The sequence below is a fragment of the Luteibacter sp. genome (assembly GCF_036499525.1).
Taxonomy (GTDB): Bacteria; Pseudomonadota; Gammaproteobacteria; order Xanthomonadales; family Rhodanobacteraceae; genus Luteibacter.
In genome coordinates this window covers 1-19516 of record NZ_DASYDO010000047.1, presented here as the reverse complement: position 1 = coordinate 19516, position 19516 = coordinate 1, and the positions used below count along the sequence as shown (strand labels likewise).

The 19516-nt window shown below is 64.0% G+C and carries 14 protein-coding genes and 1 pseudogene; 6 read left to right on the top strand and 9 right to left on the bottom strand.

What is annotated here, in order from left to right:
- Positions 1-169: 169 nt before the first annotated feature.
- The 6 genes from VGM71_RS09295 to dnaA form a co-directional block, all read right to left on the bottom strand.
- Entirely contained in the window at positions 170-772 is a 603-nt protein-coding gene (locus tag VGM71_RS09295) for an energy transducer TonB (protein WP_414675112.1), read from the bottom strand.
- A gap of 258 nt (positions 773-1030) precedes the next feature.
- Entirely contained in the window at positions 1031-2332 is a 1302-nt protein-coding gene (locus tag VGM71_RS09290) for a tetratricopeptide repeat protein (RefSeq protein ID WP_331544340.1), read from the bottom strand.
- A gap of 286 nt (positions 2333-2618) precedes the next feature.
- Complete coding sequence (gyrB, locus tag VGM71_RS09285) at positions 2619-5060, bottom strand: DNA topoisomerase (ATP-hydrolyzing) subunit B (protein ID WP_331544338.1); 2442 nt, start codon at positions 5058-5060, stop codon at positions 2619-2621.
- A 70-nt stretch (positions 5061-5130) separates the two neighbouring features.
- Positions 5131-6213, bottom strand: coding sequence for a DNA replication/repair protein RecF (recF, locus tag VGM71_RS09280; RefSeq protein ID WP_331544336.1), 1083 nt, complete (start codon positions 6211-6213; stop codon positions 5131-5133).
- 78 nt (positions 6214-6291) lie between these two features.
- Positions 6292-7392, bottom strand: a complete 1101-nt coding sequence (dnaN, locus tag VGM71_RS09275) for a DNA polymerase III subunit beta (RefSeq protein WP_331544334.1) — start codon at positions 7390-7392, stop codon at positions 6292-6294.
- 212 nt (positions 7393-7604) lie between these two features.
- Entirely contained in the window at positions 7605-8960 is a 1356-nt protein-coding gene (gene dnaA, locus VGM71_RS09270; protein ID WP_331544331.1) for a chromosomal replication initiator protein DnaA, read from the bottom strand.
- A gap of 189 nt (positions 8961-9149) precedes the next feature.
- Between dnaA and rpmH the strand changes: the two genes are divergently transcribed.
- From rpmH to mnmE, 4 genes are all read left to right on the top strand, one after another.
- Entirely contained in the window at positions 9150-9284 is a 135-nt protein-coding gene (gene rpmH, locus VGM71_RS09265) for a 50S ribosomal protein L34 (RefSeq protein ID WP_007082494.1), read from the top strand.
- A gap of 14 nt (positions 9285-9298) precedes the next feature.
- Positions 9299-9679 carry a ribonuclease P protein component gene (rnpA, locus tag VGM71_RS09260; protein WP_331544314.1) on the top strand — a complete coding sequence of 127 codons (381 nt, stop codon included), beginning with the start codon at positions 9299-9301 and terminating at the stop codon, positions 9677-9679.
- A gap of 64 nt (positions 9680-9743) precedes the next feature.
- Positions 9744-11444 (top strand): membrane protein insertase YidC, encoded by a 1701-nt coding sequence (gene yidC / locus VGM71_RS09255; protein ID WP_331544312.1) that lies wholly within the window; start codon positions 9744-9746, stop codon positions 11442-11444.
- A gap of 10 nt (positions 11445-11454) precedes the next feature.
- Complete coding sequence (gene mnmE, locus VGM71_RS09250; protein WP_331544310.1) at positions 11455-12798, top strand: tRNA uridine-5-carboxymethylaminomethyl(34) synthesis GTPase MnmE; 1344 nt, start codon at positions 11455-11457, stop codon at positions 12796-12798.
- Here mnmE and VGM71_RS09245 read toward each other — a convergent pair whose 3' ends face one another.
- The 3 genes from VGM71_RS09245 to VGM71_RS09235 form a co-directional block, all read right to left on the bottom strand.
- Positions 12799-13335, bottom strand: a complete 537-nt coding sequence (locus VGM71_RS09245) for a GNAT family N-acetyltransferase (RefSeq protein WP_331544308.1) — start codon at positions 13333-13335, stop codon at positions 12799-12801.
- Between the two features lie 79 nt (positions 13336-13414).
- Positions 13415-14641, bottom strand: a complete 1227-nt coding sequence (locus VGM71_RS09240; RefSeq protein ID WP_331544306.1) for an MFS transporter — start codon at positions 14639-14641, stop codon at positions 13415-13417.
- Between the two features lie 114 nt (positions 14642-14755).
- Positions 14756-15658, bottom strand: coding sequence for a LysR family transcriptional regulator (locus tag VGM71_RS09235; RefSeq protein ID WP_331544304.1), 903 nt, complete (start codon positions 15656-15658; stop codon positions 14756-14758).
- Positions 15659-15773: 115 nt separating this feature from the next.
- On the opposite strand from VGM71_RS09235, the gene VGM71_RS09230 reads away from it, so the two are divergent.
- Complete coding sequence (locus tag VGM71_RS09230) at positions 15774-16823, top strand: NAD(P)-dependent alcohol dehydrogenase (protein WP_331544302.1); 1050 nt, start codon at positions 15774-15776, stop codon at positions 16821-16823.
- A 125-nt stretch (positions 16824-16948) separates the two neighbouring features.
- Positions 16949-19429 (top strand): annotated as a pseudogene (locus VGM71_RS09225) (DNA translocase FtsK 4TM domain-containing protein); the annotation flags it as partial.
- Positions 19430-19516 lie beyond the last annotated feature (87 nt).

The following is a 19516-nucleotide window of genomic DNA, read 5'->3' as shown; positions in this document are numbered from 1 at the left end:
ACCGAGGAAGTCGAAGTTGTGGATCAGGTGGTCGAAGCCCATCTGCTTGAGGGCGTCGGCATTGGAGTTTTGACCTGGATTAGCAGGCTGAGCGGAGGTGTCTTGCAACATAACGCTACCCTTGGGAAGTCAAGCGTGAACAGAGATGTAAGTAAGTGTGAGGACTAACTTACAGCTGATTTAGGTTGAACGTAACGGGGACACGTGCATAGCCTTCGACGGCCTGACCGCCTCGCTTGCCCGGGTTGAATCGCCAGTTCCTTGCGGCATCCTCCGCAGCTTTGTCCAATTCGCGGAAACCGCTCGACTGGTCGACCTTGATGTCCTTCGGCGAACCGTCGACACCTACGAGGACCAGAAGTACCACCGTACCTTCATGCCGCTGACGAATCGCCTGCGGCGGATACCTTGGCGGGTTGCGCTGACGGTACGACAGATTCTCGCTGGGCGCGATGTCGGCCGGCGGTGCTGGCGGCGCGGGAGGCGCCGGCGGCGGTGCCGGAACGGCATTCGTGCTCGCCTCTTCCACAGCAGGCGGCGGCGGAGCCGGCGGCGGCGGTGTCGGTGGCGGCTTCACCTGCTGAATGATTTTCGGCGGCGGCTGCTTTGGGGGTTCCGGCGGCGGCGGCGGAGGAGGCGGGGGCGGCGGCGGCGGTTCGATGAAATCGACCTGCACGACCTTCTCTTTCTGCTTTTCCTGCGTCTTGGGCGGCGCCATAGGCGCGACCAGCAGCAGGAAGGCGAACGAGTGCAGCGCGATGGCAACTGCCAACGCACTGGTGCGCCCCCAACTGAACGGCGCTTGGCCGGTTGATTCGTTACTTGAGGCCATCAGTCACTATCAAGAGCTAATCAAGCGGAAGTGAGCCCGCACTGCTCTTCCGGCGTTCAACGGCTTGACATTGCCGAAAACGCTGGTTTCTGCAAGCGGAAAGGTAAGCAAGTTACACCAGCATATGGCGTTTGTATAGCACCTGAAGGGAGGATTTATGGCTTTCCATAGACCCCCCTTCCGGGTCTTTACAAGCGCTTACTTGCCGGTACCTGCGGTTTTCAACCAGGCGTTGGCCTTGGCAGACGTTTCAGGGTCCTGCGCCGCGAGCTTCATGTCCGCGATAGCACCCTGCTTGTTCTTCTGACCACGCTTGGCTTCCGCACGCAGCATGTAGGCCTGGCCCTTATGCTGCACACCCTTGCTGATGGCATCCGTCGCCGACTTTTCAGCGGCGCCGTACTGGTTCTTGCTGAGCTGGAGACGAGCGATGCTCAGCGTGATCTCTCCGTCCTTCGCGAGCGGTGCGGCCTTCTGGTACGCAGCCAGCGCGGCGGCTTCGTTGCCGCCGGTGATGGCGGCGTCGCCCTGGAGCTTGTAGACCTCGGCGCTGGGCTTCACCACGCCCTTCGCCAGACCGTCTTCAAGCACCGCCGCTGCCTTCGAGGCATTGCCTTCCTGACGATCGCCATGTTCCTGGCCATCGATCAGGTAGACCTTCGCGAGGTTCACGTACTGCTTCTCGTCCTTGAACGCTCCGGCGGCGCGACCCTTCTCCATCAGGCCGATGGCTTCCTGGTACTTCTGCGCCTGGATCAGCGCCGAGGCGGCGTTGTTCAGCGCGGTGGGATCGTTCGGGTTCTTCGCGAGCTCCGCCGACGCGAGTTCGGCGGCCTTGTCGCCCTGGCCGGTCTCGGCGTAGCTGGCGGCGAGGATCTGGTCCCACGAACCCTGCGGCTTCGCGTCCGGCATGGACTTGGCCTTGGTGATCGCGGCGATCGCTTCCGGATACTTCTCGAGACGGTAATCGATATTACCTTCGAGGCCGTAGGAATCCGCGGTTTCCTTTTTACCTTCGCTGCGCCATTCCTGGAGCGACTGCAGCGCCGGCGCGTACTGCTCGTCGGCCACGAGGAACTGCGTGTACATGTACTTCAGCTGGAAGTAGGTGTCGTTCGGCATCACGCCGATGTCGAGCGCCTGCTTCAGCGTGGTGATGGCGCCTTTGATATCGCCATCGTTGTACTTCATGTTGGCGATGCCCTGCAGGGCCAGCGCCTGGGCGTACTTGCTGCTGGTGCCCGACCCATCGGCGATGGGCTGCAGGATCTGCAGCGCCTTGTCCTTATCGCCGTTGTTCGCGGCGTCGAGACCTTCGTTGATGGCCTTCTGGTCTTTCTCACTCTTGAGGTCGAGCTTGGGTTCCGTACGCGTGGCGTTCGGATACAGCGCTTCTTTCTTTTCCTGGGGCTTGGTGTCGCGCGCGACCACCGCACCGCTTACGAGGGAAAGCGCGATCGCCGTAGCGAGTGCCAACTTGCTGAGGGAACCCTGTTTCATTGAATGACCTCGGTGTGTAGGAGTCAGCGCACAAGGCGGCTCTCCGGGGGACTACAGAGGTTAACCTGATTCGATTCCTAAGAACAAGTCGCAGTGCAAGAAAAAAGGAGAGTCAAAACAATGACTTGTTAGAAGAATGTTGGCGCTTACCTATTTATGGGTAAAAGGTTGCCTTGAAATAGCCTTTTTTGTCCCAGTCGCGGGGATCTGTGATGGAGTTCAAAAAAAACGCCCGATCGTGATTCGAACGGGCGTTTGGTATGTCGCGTATGCTTTTTTTTGCGAATCAGATGTCCAGGTTCGCGACCTTCAGTGCGTTGGATTCGATGAACTCGCGACGCGGTTCCACCGCCTCGCCCATCAGCATCGAGAACATCTGGTCCGCCGCCACGGCGTCCTCGATGCCCACCTGCAGCATGCGCCGGGTTTCCGGATTCACCGTGGTTTCCCACAGCTGCTCGGGATTCATTTCACCAAGGCCCTTGAAGCGCTGGATGGTGCGGCCCTTCTTCGCTTCGTCGAGCAGCCAGCTGCGCACGTCGGCGAACGAGAGCACGCCACGCGAACCGTTGCCGCGACGAACCACGGCGCCCGGTTGCAGTCCCAGCTGCGAGAGCTGCTGGGCGATGGACTGGATGGCCCGGAACTCGGTGCCACCGAAGAACACCTGCGGCATGATCCATGTATGGCTCAGGCCGTGCTGCATGCGTTCGACCTCGATGGCCGCGCCCTGCTCATTGAGCGCCGGGCGGAAGCGCAGCGCGTAGGTCGGCTTGCCGAGGCCGCTGGCACTGAGGCGCAAGGCGATGCCGTCGAGCCAGGCCTGCATGCGTGTGGCGTCGGTCCAATGTCCGTCTTCCAGCGGTGTGTGTTCGATCATGGCGGTGAGCGCCGCCACGTCGAAGCGGTGGCTCAGCCGCTGGATCTGGTCCAGCGCCACCTGGTAGTCATGAAGCAGCTTCTCGAGCGCCACCCCGTCGATGGCGGGCGCGCCCTCTTCCGGCGTCAGCGACGCATTATCTACGGCGCTGGCGATCAGGTACTCGTTCAGGACGTTGTCGTCCTTGATGTACATCTCCTGCTTGCCCTGCTTCACCTTGTACAGCGGCGGCAGGCCGATGTAGACGTGGCCGCGCTCGATGAGCTCCGGCATCTGGCGGTAGAAGAAGGTGAGTAGCAGCGTACGGATATGCGAGCCGTCCACGTCCGCGTCGGTCATGATGATGATGCGGTGGTAGCGCAGCTTGTCCGGGTTGTACTCATCCTTGCCGATGCCCGTGCCCAGCGCCGTAATCAGCGTACCGACTTCGGCGGAGGCAATCATCTTGTCGAAGCGGGCCTTCTCCACGTTGAGGATCTTGCCCTTCAACGGCAGGACGGCCTGCGTGCGGCGATTACGCCCTTGCTTCGCGGAACCGCCTGCGGAGTCGCCCTCCACCAGGAACAGTTCGGACAGCGCGGGATCCTTCTCCTGGCAGTCGGCGAGCTTGCCCGGCAAACCGGCGATATCCAACGCGCCCTTGCGGCGGGTCATCTCGCGGGCCTTGCGGGCCGCTTCGCGCGCGCGCGCGGCGTCCACGGCCTTCGAGGCGATGGCCTTGCTCTCTGCCGGGTGCTCCAGGAGGAATTCGGAGAGCTTGTCGTTGACGACCTGCTCCACCGCGGTCTTCACCTCGCTGGAAACCAGCTTGTCCTTGGTCTGCGACGAGAACTTCGGGTCCGGCACCTTCACCGAGAGGACGGCGATCAGACCTTCGCGCATGTCGTCGCCGGACAGGCCGACTTTGGCGTTCCTGGCCAGGCCTTCCTTCTCGATGTAGCTCTGCAGGGTGCGGGTGAGCGCCGCACGGAAGCCCGTGAGGTGGGTGCCGCCGTCACGCTGCGGGATGTTGTTGGTGAAGCAGAACATCGTTTCCTGGTACGCGTCCGTCCACTGCATCGCCACTTCCACGGTGATGCCTTCGGAGGACGAGCTGAAACTGATGACGTTGGGATGCAACGCGGTTTTCAGCTGGGCCAGGTGCTGCACGAAGGACTTGATGCCGCCCTCGTACGCGAAGATGTCCTTGCGGTCGTTACGCTCGTCTACCAGCTCGATGGTGACGCCCGAATTGAGGAAAGCCAGTTCGCGCAGGCGCTTCGCCAGGATGTCGTAGTGGAATTCGATATTGCTGGTGAACGTAGCCGGGCTGGGCAGGAAGCGGACCATGGTGCCGCGACGGTTCGCATCGGCGACGGCGGCGATAGGGGCCAAGGCTTCGCCGTGGGCGTATTCCTGACGGTATTCCTTGCCGTCGCGCCAGATCGTCAACCACAGCTTCGCGCTGAGCGCGTTCACGACGGACACGCCCACGCCATGGAGGCCGCCGGACACTTTGTATGAGTTGGCGTCGAACTTGCCGCCGGCGTGGAGAACAGTCATGACCACTTCGGCGGTCGACTTACCCTCTTCCGGGTGGATGCTCACGGGAATGCCACGACCGTTGTCGTCCACGCTGACCGAACCGTCCTGATGGATGGTGACCAGGACATAGTCGCAGTAGCCGGCCAAGGCCTCGTCGATGGCGTTATCCACCACCTCGAACACCATGTGGTGCAGGCCCGTGCCGTCGTCGGTGTCGCCGATGTACATGCCGGGGCGCTTGCGGACGGCATCGAGTCCCTTCAGGACCTTGATGCTGCCAGAATCGTAAGCGTTCGAGTTCGTCGGATCGAGAGGTTCGTTCATGCGATGCCCGGTGATGGCGCCAGAAAGCGGCCCCGAGGCGGCGCGGAAAGGCCTCGGGACAGTCAATCAATTATAGCAAAGCCGTGACGGAACCCTGTTCCACGTGGAACATAGCGACCGGCTGCTCGGTAAGGGCGGACGGGATCTCGGTACCCGTCACGAAGACCTGGACGTCGCGGCCCAGAAGCTGTGCGACAACCCACTCTTGATGGGTACGATCAAGCTCGGATGCAAGGTCGTCGAGGCAGACCACAGGCCATTCTCCGAGGATCTCGGCGTGCAAGGATGCCTGGCCAAGAAGGCACGCGAGAGCGCAGAGCTTTTCCTGGCCGCGGGACAAATGTTCCCGAAGCGGGGCGTGCTCGAAAGCCACCGAGAAATCCGCCCGGTGGGGGCCAACGGTCGTATGACCTCGCCCGAGGTCTCGTTGCCTGCGGTCGGCGAGCGTCGTGGCCAGATCGGCCGTCTCATCCCACCCTGGGCGGTACCTGACCGCAAAGCTGCCTAATTCCGGGAGGACATTGGCCATGAATGCCTGAATATGGGGAAGCACGCCCTCCAGGTAACGCCGCCGAAATGCCGTGATGCTCTCGCCCGTGCTGGCGAGTTCCGACTCCCAAGGCTCCAGCTGGGCCGGGTCCAGGCCGCCCCCCGTTCGGAGGAGTGCGTTTCGCTGCTTCAGCGCCCGTTGGTACCGCCGCCACTGCCCCACGAAAGCATGTTCCACGTGGAACATGCCCCAGTCCAAATAGCGACGACGCTCGTCGGAAGGCCCTGCAATGAGATCGTGGGAGCCGGGCTCGAAGCAGACGACGGCGCATTCCTGCACCAGGGCGCCCAGCGACGCCGCCGTATCGCCACCCACCCGGGCCAGCCACCGACCGCCTTCCCTGCCCAGGCCCAGGCGGCGAAGGCTGCCATCGGCATGCCTGACCTCGGCGAAGACCGACAGCGAACTGCCGCCACGCTTCAGCAGTACATCCCGCGAGCCTGCGCGAAAGGAACGACCGTGCGAAAGCAGATAGGCCGCTTCGAGGACACTGGTCTTCCCCGCGCCGTTCGGACCCACGAACACATTGATCCCGGCCGACGGCGTCACCGACACCCCGTCCAGGCAACGCAATCCGGCGATCCGTAGCTGCTCGAACTTCATCTATTCATTCCAGAACGGGAAACGCCGGGGTGTCGAAGACATCCCGGCGTCGTGGGCCGCACTTTAACGCCTTGGCCGTCAGAGACGAAGCGGCATCACCACGTGGCGGGCTTCTTCGTTGCCCTCTTCCTGCAGGAGGCAGCTCGACTGCGCGTCGCGAAGATTGATGCGAACCTTTTCGCCACGCAACGCACCCAGGGCATCCAACAGATACCCGACGTTGAAACCCACGGCCAGATCGTCGACCACGGTCTCGGCTTCCACCTCTTCCTGGGCTTCTTCCTGTTCCGGGTTGTGCGCCACGATCTTGATGCGGCCAGGGCTCAGTTCCAGCTTCACGCCGCGGTATTTCTCGTTGGAGAGGATCGCCGCGCGTTGCAGTGCGCTACGCAGCACGTCGCGCTCGATGGTCGCGCTCTTGTCGGCGCCGAGTGGGATCACCGCCTCATAGTCCGGGAACCGGCCATCGATCAGCTTCGACGTGAACACCACGCCACCCCTGCGCACGCGCAGATGGTTCCGGCCGAACTCCAGCTCGACGGAGCCTTCGCCGGATTCGAACAGCCCGATCAGCTCGTTCACGCCCTTGCGCGGAATGATGATCTGGCGGCGTGTGGACACGGAGCTTTCCAGCTTCGTCTCCTTGAGCGCCAGGCGGTGGCCGTCAGTGGCCACGCAGCGCAGGGTGTGTTCCTGAAGATCCAGCAGCATGCCGTTCAAGTAATAGCGAACGTCCTGGTTCGCCATGGCGAAGGCCGTGCGATCCATCAGATCGCGCAGCACTTCCTCGGGCAGGGTCACCCTTTCGACCAGTTCGATCTCGTCGATGATGGGGAACTCGCTGGACGGCAGCGTCGCCAGGGTAAAGCGGCTGCGGCCGGCGTTCAGCGCGATCCGTTCCCCGTTCAACTTGACGTCGATCTTCGCGCCGTCGGGCAGCGCACGAACGATGTCGAACAGCTTGCGGGCGGGAATCGTGATTTCGCCTTCCTGCACGCCGTCAGCGGCAGTGGTGGCGATCATCTCGACTTCGAGGTCGGTGCCGGTGAAGGACACCTCGCTACCGGAGGCCCGAACCAGAAGGTTGGCCAGCACGGGCAGCGTCTGGCGGCGTTCCACGACGCCCACCACCTGCTGCAGGGGTTTGAGCAGAACTTCCCTCTGGATGCTGAATTGCATGCGTCCCCTACTCCTGCTTTTAGTTTTTAAGATTTTATTAGTGGTAGTTGTTGGGCCGGTGGATATCTTGAAAAGCCGAAAAAACTACTTAGTTTCAAGGGCTTGTTTCGAGATATCGACTAGCTTGAAGACACGGGTTCGTGTGGGTGCCTTGTGGATAACTTCCGGCGACGAAACCGTCCTCCATCTATCCACCTATTATCCACAGGTTCTCAGCCCGTCAATATACGTATGAGCTGCTCCCAGTCCTGGCGCATGCGTACGTCTTTCTCGCAGAAACCGCGGATCGTGCGGCAGGCATGCAGCACCGTCGTATGGTCACGGCCGCCAAATGCCTCTCCAATCTCCGGCAGGCTGTGCTCGGTGAGTTCCTTGGATAGCGCCATGGCCACCTGCCGGGGACGCGCCAGCGAGCGCACACGGCGCTTGGAGAGCAGGTCGGACAGGCGCACCTGGTAGTAGTCGGCCACCGTCTTCTGGATGTTCGGCACCGTGACGGCCTGCGCATGCGTGTTGAGCAGGTCGCGCAGGGTTTCCTCGGCGAAGTCCGTGGTGATCGGTTTGCGGTAGAAGTTGGCGCGGGCGGCAAGCGTGTTGAGCGCGCCTTCGAGGTCACGCACGTTGGAGCGAATGCGCTTTGCCAGCAGCATCGCCACGTCTTCGGACACTTCCATGCCCTTCTCCGCGGCCTTGGACAGCAGGATGGCCGCACGTGTTTCGAAATCCGGCGGCTCGATCGCCACCGAAAGACCCCAGCCCAGGCGCGACTTCAGGCGCGGCTCGAGCTTGTCCAGTTCCTTCGGATAGCGGTCGCAGGTGAGGATGATCTGCTGCTTCGCCTCGAACAGCGCGTTGAAGGTATGGAAGAACTCTTCCTGCGTCGTGTCCTTGCCGGCGAAAAACTGGATGTCGTCGATCAGCAACGCATCCACCGAGCGGAAGCGGCGCTTGAAGTCGTCCATGTTCTTCTGCTGCAGCGCTTTCACCATGCCACTGACGAACTGTTCCGAACGCAGGTAAAGCACCTTCGCGCCCGGGTTGTTCTGCATGAGCATGTTGCCGGCGGCATGCATCAAGTGGGTCTTGCCCAGGCCCGTGCCGCCATAAAGCAGCAGGGGGTTATAGGCGCGACCCGGGTTCATCGCTACCTGCATGGCCGCAGCCTTGCCGAGCTGGTTCGATTTGCCTTCGACGAAGGTTTCGAACGTGTAATGGGGGTCCAGGTTATGCACGTGCGCCGGCTCGTGCGCGGGTTCCGCCATGCGGGGCGCGGCATGCGCCGGTGCGGACGCCATGGCCGAGGCCGGCCGCGCCGGGGCTGGCCGGCCACCCGACGAACCGACTTCCAGGCGAACGGGCAGGGTACGGCCGCTCAGGTGTTCCACGATCGACTGGATCTTGTCCAGGTACTGCTCGCGCACCGTGTCCAGCGAATAGGGGTTGGGCGCGTAGAGGAACAGACCGTGGCCGTCCTCCCTGGCCTGCAAAGGCATCAGCCAGGTATGGACGTCCTCGGACGTCAACTCGCCTTCAAGACGCTCGAGACAGCGCCTCCAGAGATCACTCATCAGGTATTCTTGCCACAGCAGGGGCGCATGCGCGCGGGGTGGACGAGGAAGTCTACCAGTGTTCCGCCCCCTGCTCGGGCTCTGGATAGCCGGACGTCCGCTGTCCTCGTTCGCCCAAGCGGTTGACAGTCTTACGGAATGTCCCGCATACTTTCTGGCCTTTTTCCCTCTTCATTCGGATGTAGCGCCATGAAGCGTACTTTCCAGCCCAGCAAGCTCAAGCGTGCACGCACGCATGGCTTCCGCGCCCGCATGGCCACCGCCGACGGCCGCAAGATCATCAACGCCCGTCGCGCGAAGGGTCGCAAGCGCCTGATCCCGTAAGCGGCTCGCCTGTCGTGCGTGCCGCCGCCCTGCCGCGTGATGCGCGGCTACGCCGCGCCGCCGACTTCGCAGCGTTGCGAGCAGTCAGCGGTCGCCTCGGCGGCCGCTGTTTTCTTTTGCGCTTCGGAAACAACGAAGCCGGCACCGCCCGGCTCGGCCTGGCCATTTCCAAGCGCTGCTCGAAACGCGCCGTCGATCGCAACCGGATCAAGCGCCTGGCACGTGAGGCATTCCGTCGCGCCCGTCCTGCCCTGCCGCCGGTCGATATCCTCGTGATGGCCCGCGACACGGCGGTCGGCGAGCCCGGCGCGGTGCTCCTGGCCGAGCTCGAAGGCCTGTTCCGTCGCATACGGCCGTTGAAGCCTGAGGGTGCCGACGGCACAATCGCGCGTTGACTCACCGTCCTTCCCGCCTTTCCCGGCCAGCCGGCCGTGGCGCCATTCGGATCTGGCCTAAGCAATGAATCAAACGCGCACGCTTCTCTTCTTCGCGCTCATGTTCGTGGCGTACCTGTTGTGGACGGAATGGGAGAAGGACTACGGTCCCCACCCGGTCGCCCCAACGCCTGCCGCCCAGACCGACGCTGCCGCCGGTAAGGCTAATGCGGACGCCAGCATCCCGGGTGCCACCGCGCCCGCCGCCGTGCCGAGCGAGGCCGCGACGCCCGCCGATGCCAAGGGCGAGCTGGTCACGTTGTCCAACGACCTGTTGCGCCTGACGATCGATACCCGGGGCGGCAGCATCGTGCGCTCCGAACTATTGGCGTACCCGAACGAGCCGGTCACGAAGAAAACGCCGGCCCCGCCGCCGGCGCGCCTGCTTGACGACACGCCGGAGCATTTCTTCGCCGCGCAGGACGGCCTGGTCAGCAGCACCGGTGCGGCGCCGGACCACCGCGCCCTCTTCCATGCCGAGAAGAGCGAGGCCACCCTCGCCGACGGCCAGAAGTCGGTGAGCCTCGACCTGACCTGGACCGATGCGTCCGGCGTGAAGGTGGTGAAGCGTTACACGCTGAATCGTGCCGCTTACGTGGTCGACCTCGACCAGCGCATCGAGAACGGTTCGAACGTGGCCTGGACTGGTAACGCCTATCATCAGCTTCAGCGCGTGCCCGCGCCGAAGGCGAACTGGTTCAAGGCTTACACGGACCCCGCGCAGCACAGCTTCTTCGGTGCCGCGTGGTACAGCCCCGAGAACAAGTTCGAATCGCTGTCGTTCCTCGACTTCGCGAAGAAGCCGCTCAACCACCCGATCACCGGTGGCTGGATCAGCATGCTGCAGCACTACTTCTTCGTCGCCTGGATTCCGCCGGCCGACCAGAACGTGACCTACAGCAGCAACATCGTCGATCCGAACGCCGCGATGCCGCGCTACCTCGTACGCGCGTTCGGACCGGCCATCCAGGTCGCGCCGGGCCAGTCCGCCGACAGCGTCGCGCGCCTCTACATCGGCCCGAAGCTGCAGGGCACCCTCGACGCCATCGCGCCGGGCCTGGAGCTCACCGCCAACTACGGCTGGTTGACGATCATCGCCCAGCCGCTGCACTGGCTGCTGTCGCAGTTGCACGCCATCAGCGGCAACTGGGGCGTGGCCATCATCCTGCTCGTGCTGCTCATCAAGGCCGCGCTGTTCAAGCTCACCGACGCGCAGTTCCGTTCGGGCGCGCGCATGCGCAAGCTGCAGCCGCGCGTCGCCGCGCTCAAGGAGCGTTACGGCGACGATCGCATGAAGATGCAGCAGGCGATGATGGAGCTGTACAAGAAGGAGAAGGTGAACCCGATGGCGGGCTGCCTGCCCATCCTCATCACCTTCCCCATCTTCATCGGCCTGCTCCGCGTGCTCTCCGAGTCGATCGAACTGCGCCAGGCACCGTTTATCGGCTGGATCCACGATCTATCGGCGCCGGATCCGCTCTACGTGCTGCCGGTGCTCTACTTCCTGGTCACGCTGCTCACCCAGCGCATGATGCCCACCGCGGGCATGGATCCGACCCAGGCCAAGATGATGAAGGTGATGCCGCTGATCTTCGGTGTCTTCTTCGCCTTTTTCCCGGCGGGCCTCGTGCTCTACTGGACGGTGAACGGCGCCACCAGCCTGCTCCAGCAGTGGTGGATCAACCGTAGCGTCGACAAGGCCGACATCAAGGCCAGGACGGCCTAAACACCTTCGCATGAACCACGGCGTCGACACCATCGCAGCCATCGCCACCGGCGCCGGCGCGGCTGGTGTCGGCGCCGTTCGCGTGTCCGGGCCGCTGGTTCCTTCGATCGCACGCACCATGCTCGGGCGCGAACCTTCGCCGCGCCACGCGCACTTCGCCGCGTTTCGCAATGGCGACGGCGAGTTGATCGACAGGGGCATCCTGATCCACTTTCCGGGCCCGGCGTCGTATACCGGCGAACACGTGCTGGAACTGCAAGGTCACGGCAGCGTCGTGCTGCTGGATGCGCTGCTTCGACGCGTCGTCGCGCTGGGTGCCCGGCTTGCTCGCCCTGGCGAATTCACCGAGCGCGCTTTCTTGAATGGCAAGCTCGATCTCGCGCAGGCGGAAGCGGTGGCCGATGTCGTTGCCGCCACCTCCGAAGCCGGCGCGCGCGCCGCATTGCGTTCGATGGAAGGTGTGTTCTCCGCCCGCATCGATGCGTTGCTTGCCGAACTGATCGCGCTTCGCGTGCACATCGAAGCGGCTATCGATTTTCCGGAGGAGGAAATCGACTTTCTTGCCGATCCCGTCATCGGCCAAAACCTCGGGGCGCTGCGCGCGAACCTCGAAGCCCTTTTGATCGAAACGCGCCGCGGTGTTCGCCTGAACGACGGCATCGCGGTGGCCATCGTCGGCCGGCCCAACGCCGGCAAATCCAGCCTGCTGAATGCACTGGCGGGACAGGAACGCGCCATCGTTACCGACGTTCCCGGAACGACGCGCGACGTGCTGCGCGAATCGGTAACCATCGACGGTGCCACGCTCGAACTGGCGGACACGGCAGGGCTGCGGGAGTCGGAAGACGTTGTGGAGCGCGAGGGCATTCGCCGCGCGCGCGCGCAACTCGAGCGCTGCGATGTCGCCCTTGTCGTTACGGACGAAGCTCATGCAAGCGACGACGTCGCCTTCTTCGAAGGTACGCCGGCGCACGCGACGCACCTGGTCGTGATCAACAAGATCGACCTTGTCCAGGCGCAGGCTCATCGTGAAAGGCTCGACGGCCAAGAAACACTATGGCTCTCCGCGCGCACAGGCGAAGGCCTCGACCAGTTACGCGCGATCCTTCGTGACCTCGCCACCGCAGGCGCGGGCGAAGGGGCTTTCAGCGCGCGTCGTCGCCATGTCGTGGCTCTCGAGAGCGTGCGCGATCATCTTGAGCGTACAGCGCACGCCTTGCACGACAGCCACGCTGGCGAACTGGCCGCCGAGGAGCTACGCCATGCGCAGCACGCCCTGGGCGAGATCACTGGTACCTATTCGTCCGACGACCTGCTGGGCGCCATCTTCAGCTCGTTCTGCATCGGGAAATAGTTACAACGCCCGCATCATCACCAGGTCGCGCTGCGCATCGTTGCCCACATGGAACACGTGCTCGCCGACCGTTTCGAAACCGTACTTCTCGTAAAATCGCGTGGCCTTCGGGTTGTTTTCCCATACACCCAGCCACACCGCATCCGCTTTCCGCTGGATGGCTTCTTCGAGACAGGCCTCTATGAGGACGTGCGCGATGCCCTTCCCGTGAAAGGAGGCATCGACATAAATGCGATGGATTTCGACGGGCTTCGTTCCCGTGACCTCGGCAGGACGTTTCCCCTGCCGCACCTGTGCGAAGGCGACGAGCGCATCGCCGACCGCGCACACGAAGGTGGTGACATCGGGATCGTCGATCTCGCGTCGCTGGATCGTTTCGCCGTAATTGCCCGCGCAATGCGCCGCCAACTCGGCGTCGCTGTTGAAGGCGCCGAAGGTGTGCCGGAATGTCCGCTCCATCAGTTCCGACAGGGTCGCCGCCTCGCCGCGCTCGGCAAGACGAAGCTGCACCTGGTTCGTACTGTCGATCTCGTTCATACAGCTACTTTACAGAAAATGGGGTACCCCGTTCTGCTGGGCAGCCAGAGCGACGCCCAGGCTGCCGTTGCGAGCATTTCTAGCAGATCGCGGTAGCCTCTTGCGCGACGTTGCGCCGATCGGCGACGACGGAAACCGACCAGATAGCCAGCCCCGCCACGGCAAGCAGGCTTCCCACCCAGCCGGGCGATGTCCAGCCGTAGCCGTGTGCGATGGCGAGCCCGCCCAGGAACGGTCCCAGCGCATTCGCCGTATTGAACGCGGAGTGATTGAGCGACGCGGCCAGGCCTTGCGCATCGCCCGCCACGTCCATCAACCGCGTTTGCAACACGGTCGCCAGGGCACCGCCGATGCCGATGAGGAACACGTTCAAGCCCAATGTCCACACGTTGCCGGCCATGAACGGGAACAGCCCGAGCGCCGCGATGCTCCAGACGAGCAGTCCGCCGGCGGTGCGCATGAGCGCGCGATCGGCGAATACCGGCACGATCATGTTGCCGACGGTGAGCCCCAGGCCGAAGACGCCGATCACCCAGGGCACGGTGCTCAACGACATGTGCGTGACCGCGACGAGCGTGTCGGCGAGATAGGTGTATACGGCGAACAACCCGCCGAAGCCGATCGCGCCGATCGCAAGGGTGAACCACACCTGCGGGCGTTTCAACGCGCCGAGTTCGCGCCACGGGCTGGCATCTTCATCCGCGCGAATTTCCGGCGCGAACGCGGCGACGGCGGACATGGTCGCAATGCCGAGCAGCGCCACCAGCGCGAAGGCCCAGCGCCAGCCAACCGCCTGTCCAAGCCAGCTCGCCAAAGGAACACCGATAACCGTGGCGATAGTCAGGCCGAGGAACATCTGCCCCACGGCGCGCGTGCGCCGGTTGGCCGGCACCAGCGAAGAAGCGACCAGCGCCGCCACGCCGAAGTAGGCACCGTGTGGAAGACCTGCGAGGAAACGGAACACCAGCATCCAGTGATAGTTCGGCGACAGGCCGGTGAGCCCGTTGAACAGCGTGAACATCGCCATGAGGATGATGAGCAGGCGGCGACGCGGAACGCGTGCGCCCAGCACAGTCATGACTGGCGCACCGACCACCACGCCCAGAGCATAGGCACTGATGACATGCCCGGCGGTAGGCGCGTCGATGCCGAGGCCCTGCGAGAACAGGGGCAGCATGCTCATCGAAGCGAATTCGGTAGTGCCGATGGCGAAGCCACCGGTTGCCAGGGCCAGGATCACCAGGCCCACATGAGGGGCGCGGACGGGCGGCGAGCCCGGGCGAAGCGCGGGTGCGGAGAAGGTCATGGGAGGCTCGGGGACGTGGGCGCGACGCTGTGGTGCGATGCAGCATAGGCGTAGGATACCGCCGAGCGCCCAATGGGGCCACCCGTCTGTCCGTCCACGCAGGAGCCCCGCGGTTCACGCGGCGATGGGCGACTCTTCCCGGATGAACTCGATGAAAGCCCGCAGGGCCGAGGTCACCCGTCGCTGGCGCGGGTAATAGAGCATGAAGCCGGGGTACGGCGGGCACCAGTCGTCGAGCACCCTCACCAGTCTCCCTTCCGCCACCAGCTCGGTGACCTGCTCGTCCAGGACCAGGGTGAAGCCGATCCCGGCCAGCGCCGCGTCGAGTGCCAGACGCAAGTCGCCGAAGGTCACGCGGCCGCGCACGTCCAGTTCCAGCTTCTTCGTGCCCTGATCGAATTCCCACTTGTAGAGCCGGCCGCTCGGGAAGCGGAACCGGATGCAGTCGTGCTGGAAGAGATCGTTCGGGTGCGCCGGAACACCGTGCTTTGCGATGTATTCGGGGGACGCGACGCACGCGCCCCGCTGCTCGCCGCCCATCGGCACGGCGATCATGTCCTCGGGCACCTGTTCCAGGAACCGGATGCCGGCATCGAAACCGAGGGCGACGATGTCGATGAGACCATCGTTGTCGACCGCCTCGAAGTGGATGTCCGGATAACGCGCCAGGAACCGCGGCAGGAGCCGGGGCAGCAGCAGCTGGGCGGTCACGCGGGGCATGTTGATCCGCAGGGTGCCTGCCGGTGTGGCACGGAAATTGTTCATTTCCTCCAACGCCTCGCCTACGTCGAGCAGCGCGGGTTCCAGCCGCTCCAGCAGCCGCTGGCCCGCCTCGGTGAGGGAGACGCTGCGCGTGGTGCGGTGGAATAGCACCACGCCAAGGCGTTCCTCCAGGTTGCGGATCGCATAGCTGATCGCCGAAGTTGTCAGGGTCAGTTCGGCGCCGGCCTTGCGAAAGCTTGCATGACGGGCCACGGCGGCGAAGGCAGCGAGGTGTGAAAGGTTATCTGGGCGCATCATTGTCAAGGATAACTCAACGATTCATCGTGTAATCCCCGCTGGCGCTAATGATTGTTGAACCCTTATCGTTAGCGGCTATCGCGCCACCCCCCTTACGAAGAGGATGCCTCCCATGTTCGAAGTCCGCGGATTCGCTGCCCCCCAGTCCAAGGCGCCCCTTGTCCCCTTCAAGGTTCCGCGCCGCGACGTCGGCCCGAACGATGTGCACATCGAGATCCTCTATAGCGGCATCTGCCACTCCGACCTGCACCAGGTGCAGGACGACTGGGGTCCGGGCACGTTTCCCATGGTGCCCGGCCATGAGATCGTCGGCCGCGTGAAGGCGGTCGGCTCGGCCGTGAAGAAGTTCAAGGTCGGCGATTACGCCGGCGTGGGCTGCATGGTGGACTCGTGCCGTGTGTGCGAGTCCTGCAAGCGCGACCTCGAGCAGTACTGCCTGACCCACACCAGCTTCACCTACAACGGTACGGAGCAGGACAAGACCACCCCGACCTACGGCGGCTACTCCACCGACATCGTGACGCAGGAACGCTTCGTGGTGAAGATTTCCGACAAGCTCGACCTCAAGGCCACCGCACCACTGCTGTGTGCCGGCATCACCACGTATTCACCGCTGCGCCACTGGAAGGTGGGCCCGGGCCAGAAGGTGGGTGTCATCGGTCTCGGCGGTCTCGGCCACATGGGCGTGAAGTTCGCCAAGGCGATGGGCGCGCACGTCACGATGATCACCACGTCGGCCTCCAAGGGTGACGACGCGAAGCGCCTCGGCGCCGACGCTGTGCTCCTTTCCACCGATGCGGAAGCGATGAAGACGGCTGCCTCCAGCTTCGACTTCCTGCTCAACACCGTGCCGGTGTCGCACGACCTGAACCCGTACATCAGTCTGCTCAGGCTCGACGGCACGATGGTGCTGGTCGGCGTGCTGACCCCGATCGACGGCATGATCGGCGGTGCCCTGATGCTGCCTCGCCGCACCATCGCCGGTTCGGCCATCGGTGGCATGGCGGAAACGCAGGAGATGATGGATTTCTGCGCCGAGCACGGCATCGTGTCGGACATCGAGGTGGTCGACATGGCCTCGATCAACGAGACGTACAAGCGGCTGGTGAAGAACGACGTGCGCTACCGCTTCGTGATCGACATGGCGACGATGCCGGCCTGAATCGCGTTCTTCGCAGCGCGGACAGGGAGTTACCGGCCCTTCCCGGTTGGCGTCACACGAATGCGCGCTAAACTATCGGGCTGACTAGGTTCTCGCGGTTCGGCATGCTCTCCTTCGTGTTCGGCGCCTTCGGGCTGTCCACTCTCTGGTTGCTCCCCTTGCTCTGGCGGCTGGTTGCCGCGATGGTTCGTCGCCGACGGCCACCCACGGTGGGGCCCGGCGCCATTCGATTCTGGGCGGGATTCGTGCTGGTGCTGTTGGCCAGCTCGACGCTGGAAGGACTCGTCGTATCGCATTACACCGACGATCTTTCGGCGGGCGGCATCGTGTGCCATGCATTGGCGGCGACGTTCGCCAGCTTTCCTGGTGGCGGCCTGGCTGCCTTGCTCAGCGGCGCCATTCTGGCGATCGCGCTGCCCTGGTACCTCGGTGTGCCCTGGTCGTCGTTCCTGAGGCGAACGAATGCCGCGCTCGAACCACTCGGTGCGTTGGCGATCGAGGGGTTGCGCAGGCTATTTTCCCGTGGGGCATCGCGCGCTACCGGGCGCCGGGCCGCTTCTGCTGTGCGGCGTGCGGATCGTCCGCCTGTTCGTCGCCGGCCGAAGATGGATGCCAGGCGTTCTCCGTCCGCGCCGTCGTCGGGGCGGGCCACATCCATTCGCGTCAAGCCGCCGGTAACGGCCATGCAGCCGCCGGTGGCCACGCCGGTGACGACACGTCATCGGGTGCCACAGGACACGGTAATTCGGGAGCCGTGGCTGGCGCCGCGGGGTGCCACTTCGTCCTTGGCTCCGATGGAATACGAGGCGAGTCTTGAATCGCCGGCAGGGTCGGCTCCCACCGGTGGACGGAGCCAGCTCAACGAGCAGCGGGTCCACCCCACCCAACAGCGGACCGAAGTAGACAATGCTCCGCTCGCATTCGCGGTGACACGTGAGGGCACCGGTCCTGAAGCGATGGCTGAGGCGCCTGCAGGGATCATCCCTGCCGATCTCCCTCCCGTGCCAGCGCCGCCGCGGCCGGTTTCACGGTTCGCCATCGCCGCGAATGACGAGTCGGTCGCGGAGCCGCCGCGTCCCCCACCGGCACTGGCGCCGGTCGCCCGCTTGCGCGCGAGCCGCCCGGATGCGGTGGGCCTGCCGCCGCTGACGTTGCTGGCCGGGGCGCGGCACGACACCGTGTCGGTCTCCGAAGCCGAATTGGCGGAGACAGGTGAACTGATCGAGCAGCGCTTGCGCGAGTTCAAGGTACCCGTGCAGGTGGTTGGCGCCTCGGCCGGCCCCGTCATCACGCGCTATGAAGTCGAGCCCGCCGTGGGCGTGCGCGGCAACCAGATCGTCGCGTTGATGAAGGACCTCGCGCGAGGTCTCGGGCGCACCTCCATCCGCGTTGTCGAAACCATTCCCGGCAAGACCTGCATGGGTCTCGAGTTGCCGAACGAGCAGCGGCAGATGATCGCGCTGTCGGAAATCCTCGATTCCAACGAATACCGCGACTCGGACTCCCAGCTGACACTTGCGATGGGCAAGGGCATCACGGGTGAGCCCGTGGTGGCCGATCTGGCGAAGGCGCCGCACATGCTGGTGGCGGGCACCACGGGTTCGGGCAAATCGGTGGCGGTCAACGCCATGATCCTATCGATGCTCTACAAGGCCACGCCTGAAGACGTCCGCATGATCATGATCGACCCGAAGATGCTGGAGCTCTCTGTCTACGAGGGCATCCCGCACCTGCTGGCGCCTGTGGTCACGGACATGAAGCTCGCGGCCAACGCGCTGAACTGGTGCGTGGCGGAAATGGAAAACCGCTACAAGGTGATGTCGGACCTGCGCGTGCGCAACCTTGCCGGCTATAACCAGAAGGTGCGCGAGGCACGCGCCGCCGGCAAGCCGCTGTTCAATCCCTTTCCCGCGCATCCGGAGGTGCCCGAGCACCTCGATACGCTGCCGATGATCGTCGTGGTGATCGACGAGCTGGCCGACCTGATGATGGTCGCGGGCAAGAAGATCGAGGAACTGATCGCGCGGCTTGCGCAGAAAGCACGTGCGGCGGGCATCCATCTGATTCTCGCGACACAGCGCCCCTCGGTCGACGTCATCACCGGCCTCATCAAGGCGAACATCCCGACGCGCGTGGCGTTCCAGGTCTCGTCGAAGATCGACTCGCGCACCATCCTCGACCAGATGGGCGCGGAAAGCCTGCTTGGCCAGGGCGACATGTTGTTCCTGCCGCCGGGTACCGGCTATCCGCAACGCATTCACGGCGCTTTCGTCGCGGACGAGGAAGTGCACCGTATCGTCGCGTGGTTGAAGCAATTCGGCGAACCCGACTATAAGGACGAAATCCTCGCCGGTCCCGCGAGCGAAGCGGTCGAGGGCGAGCCGGGCGAAGAAGGCAACGACGCCGAGCTGGACGCGCTTTACGACGAGGCCGCAGCGTTCGTGCTGCGCTCGCGCCGCGCATCGATCTCTTTCGTGCAGCGCCAGTTCCGTATCGGGTATAACCGTGCGGCGCGGCTGGTCGAGGCGATGGAAGCGGCGGGCCTGGTGTCGTCGATGGGTATCAACGGCCAGCGCGAAGTGATCGCGCCGGGCCCGCAGGACTAGCAAATAGCCGCCTTCTTGTAGGAGCGCGCCTTGCGCGCGACAGTTTTTCGCGAAGAGCCACAGGGCCTGTTGCTCTTCGCGAAAAAC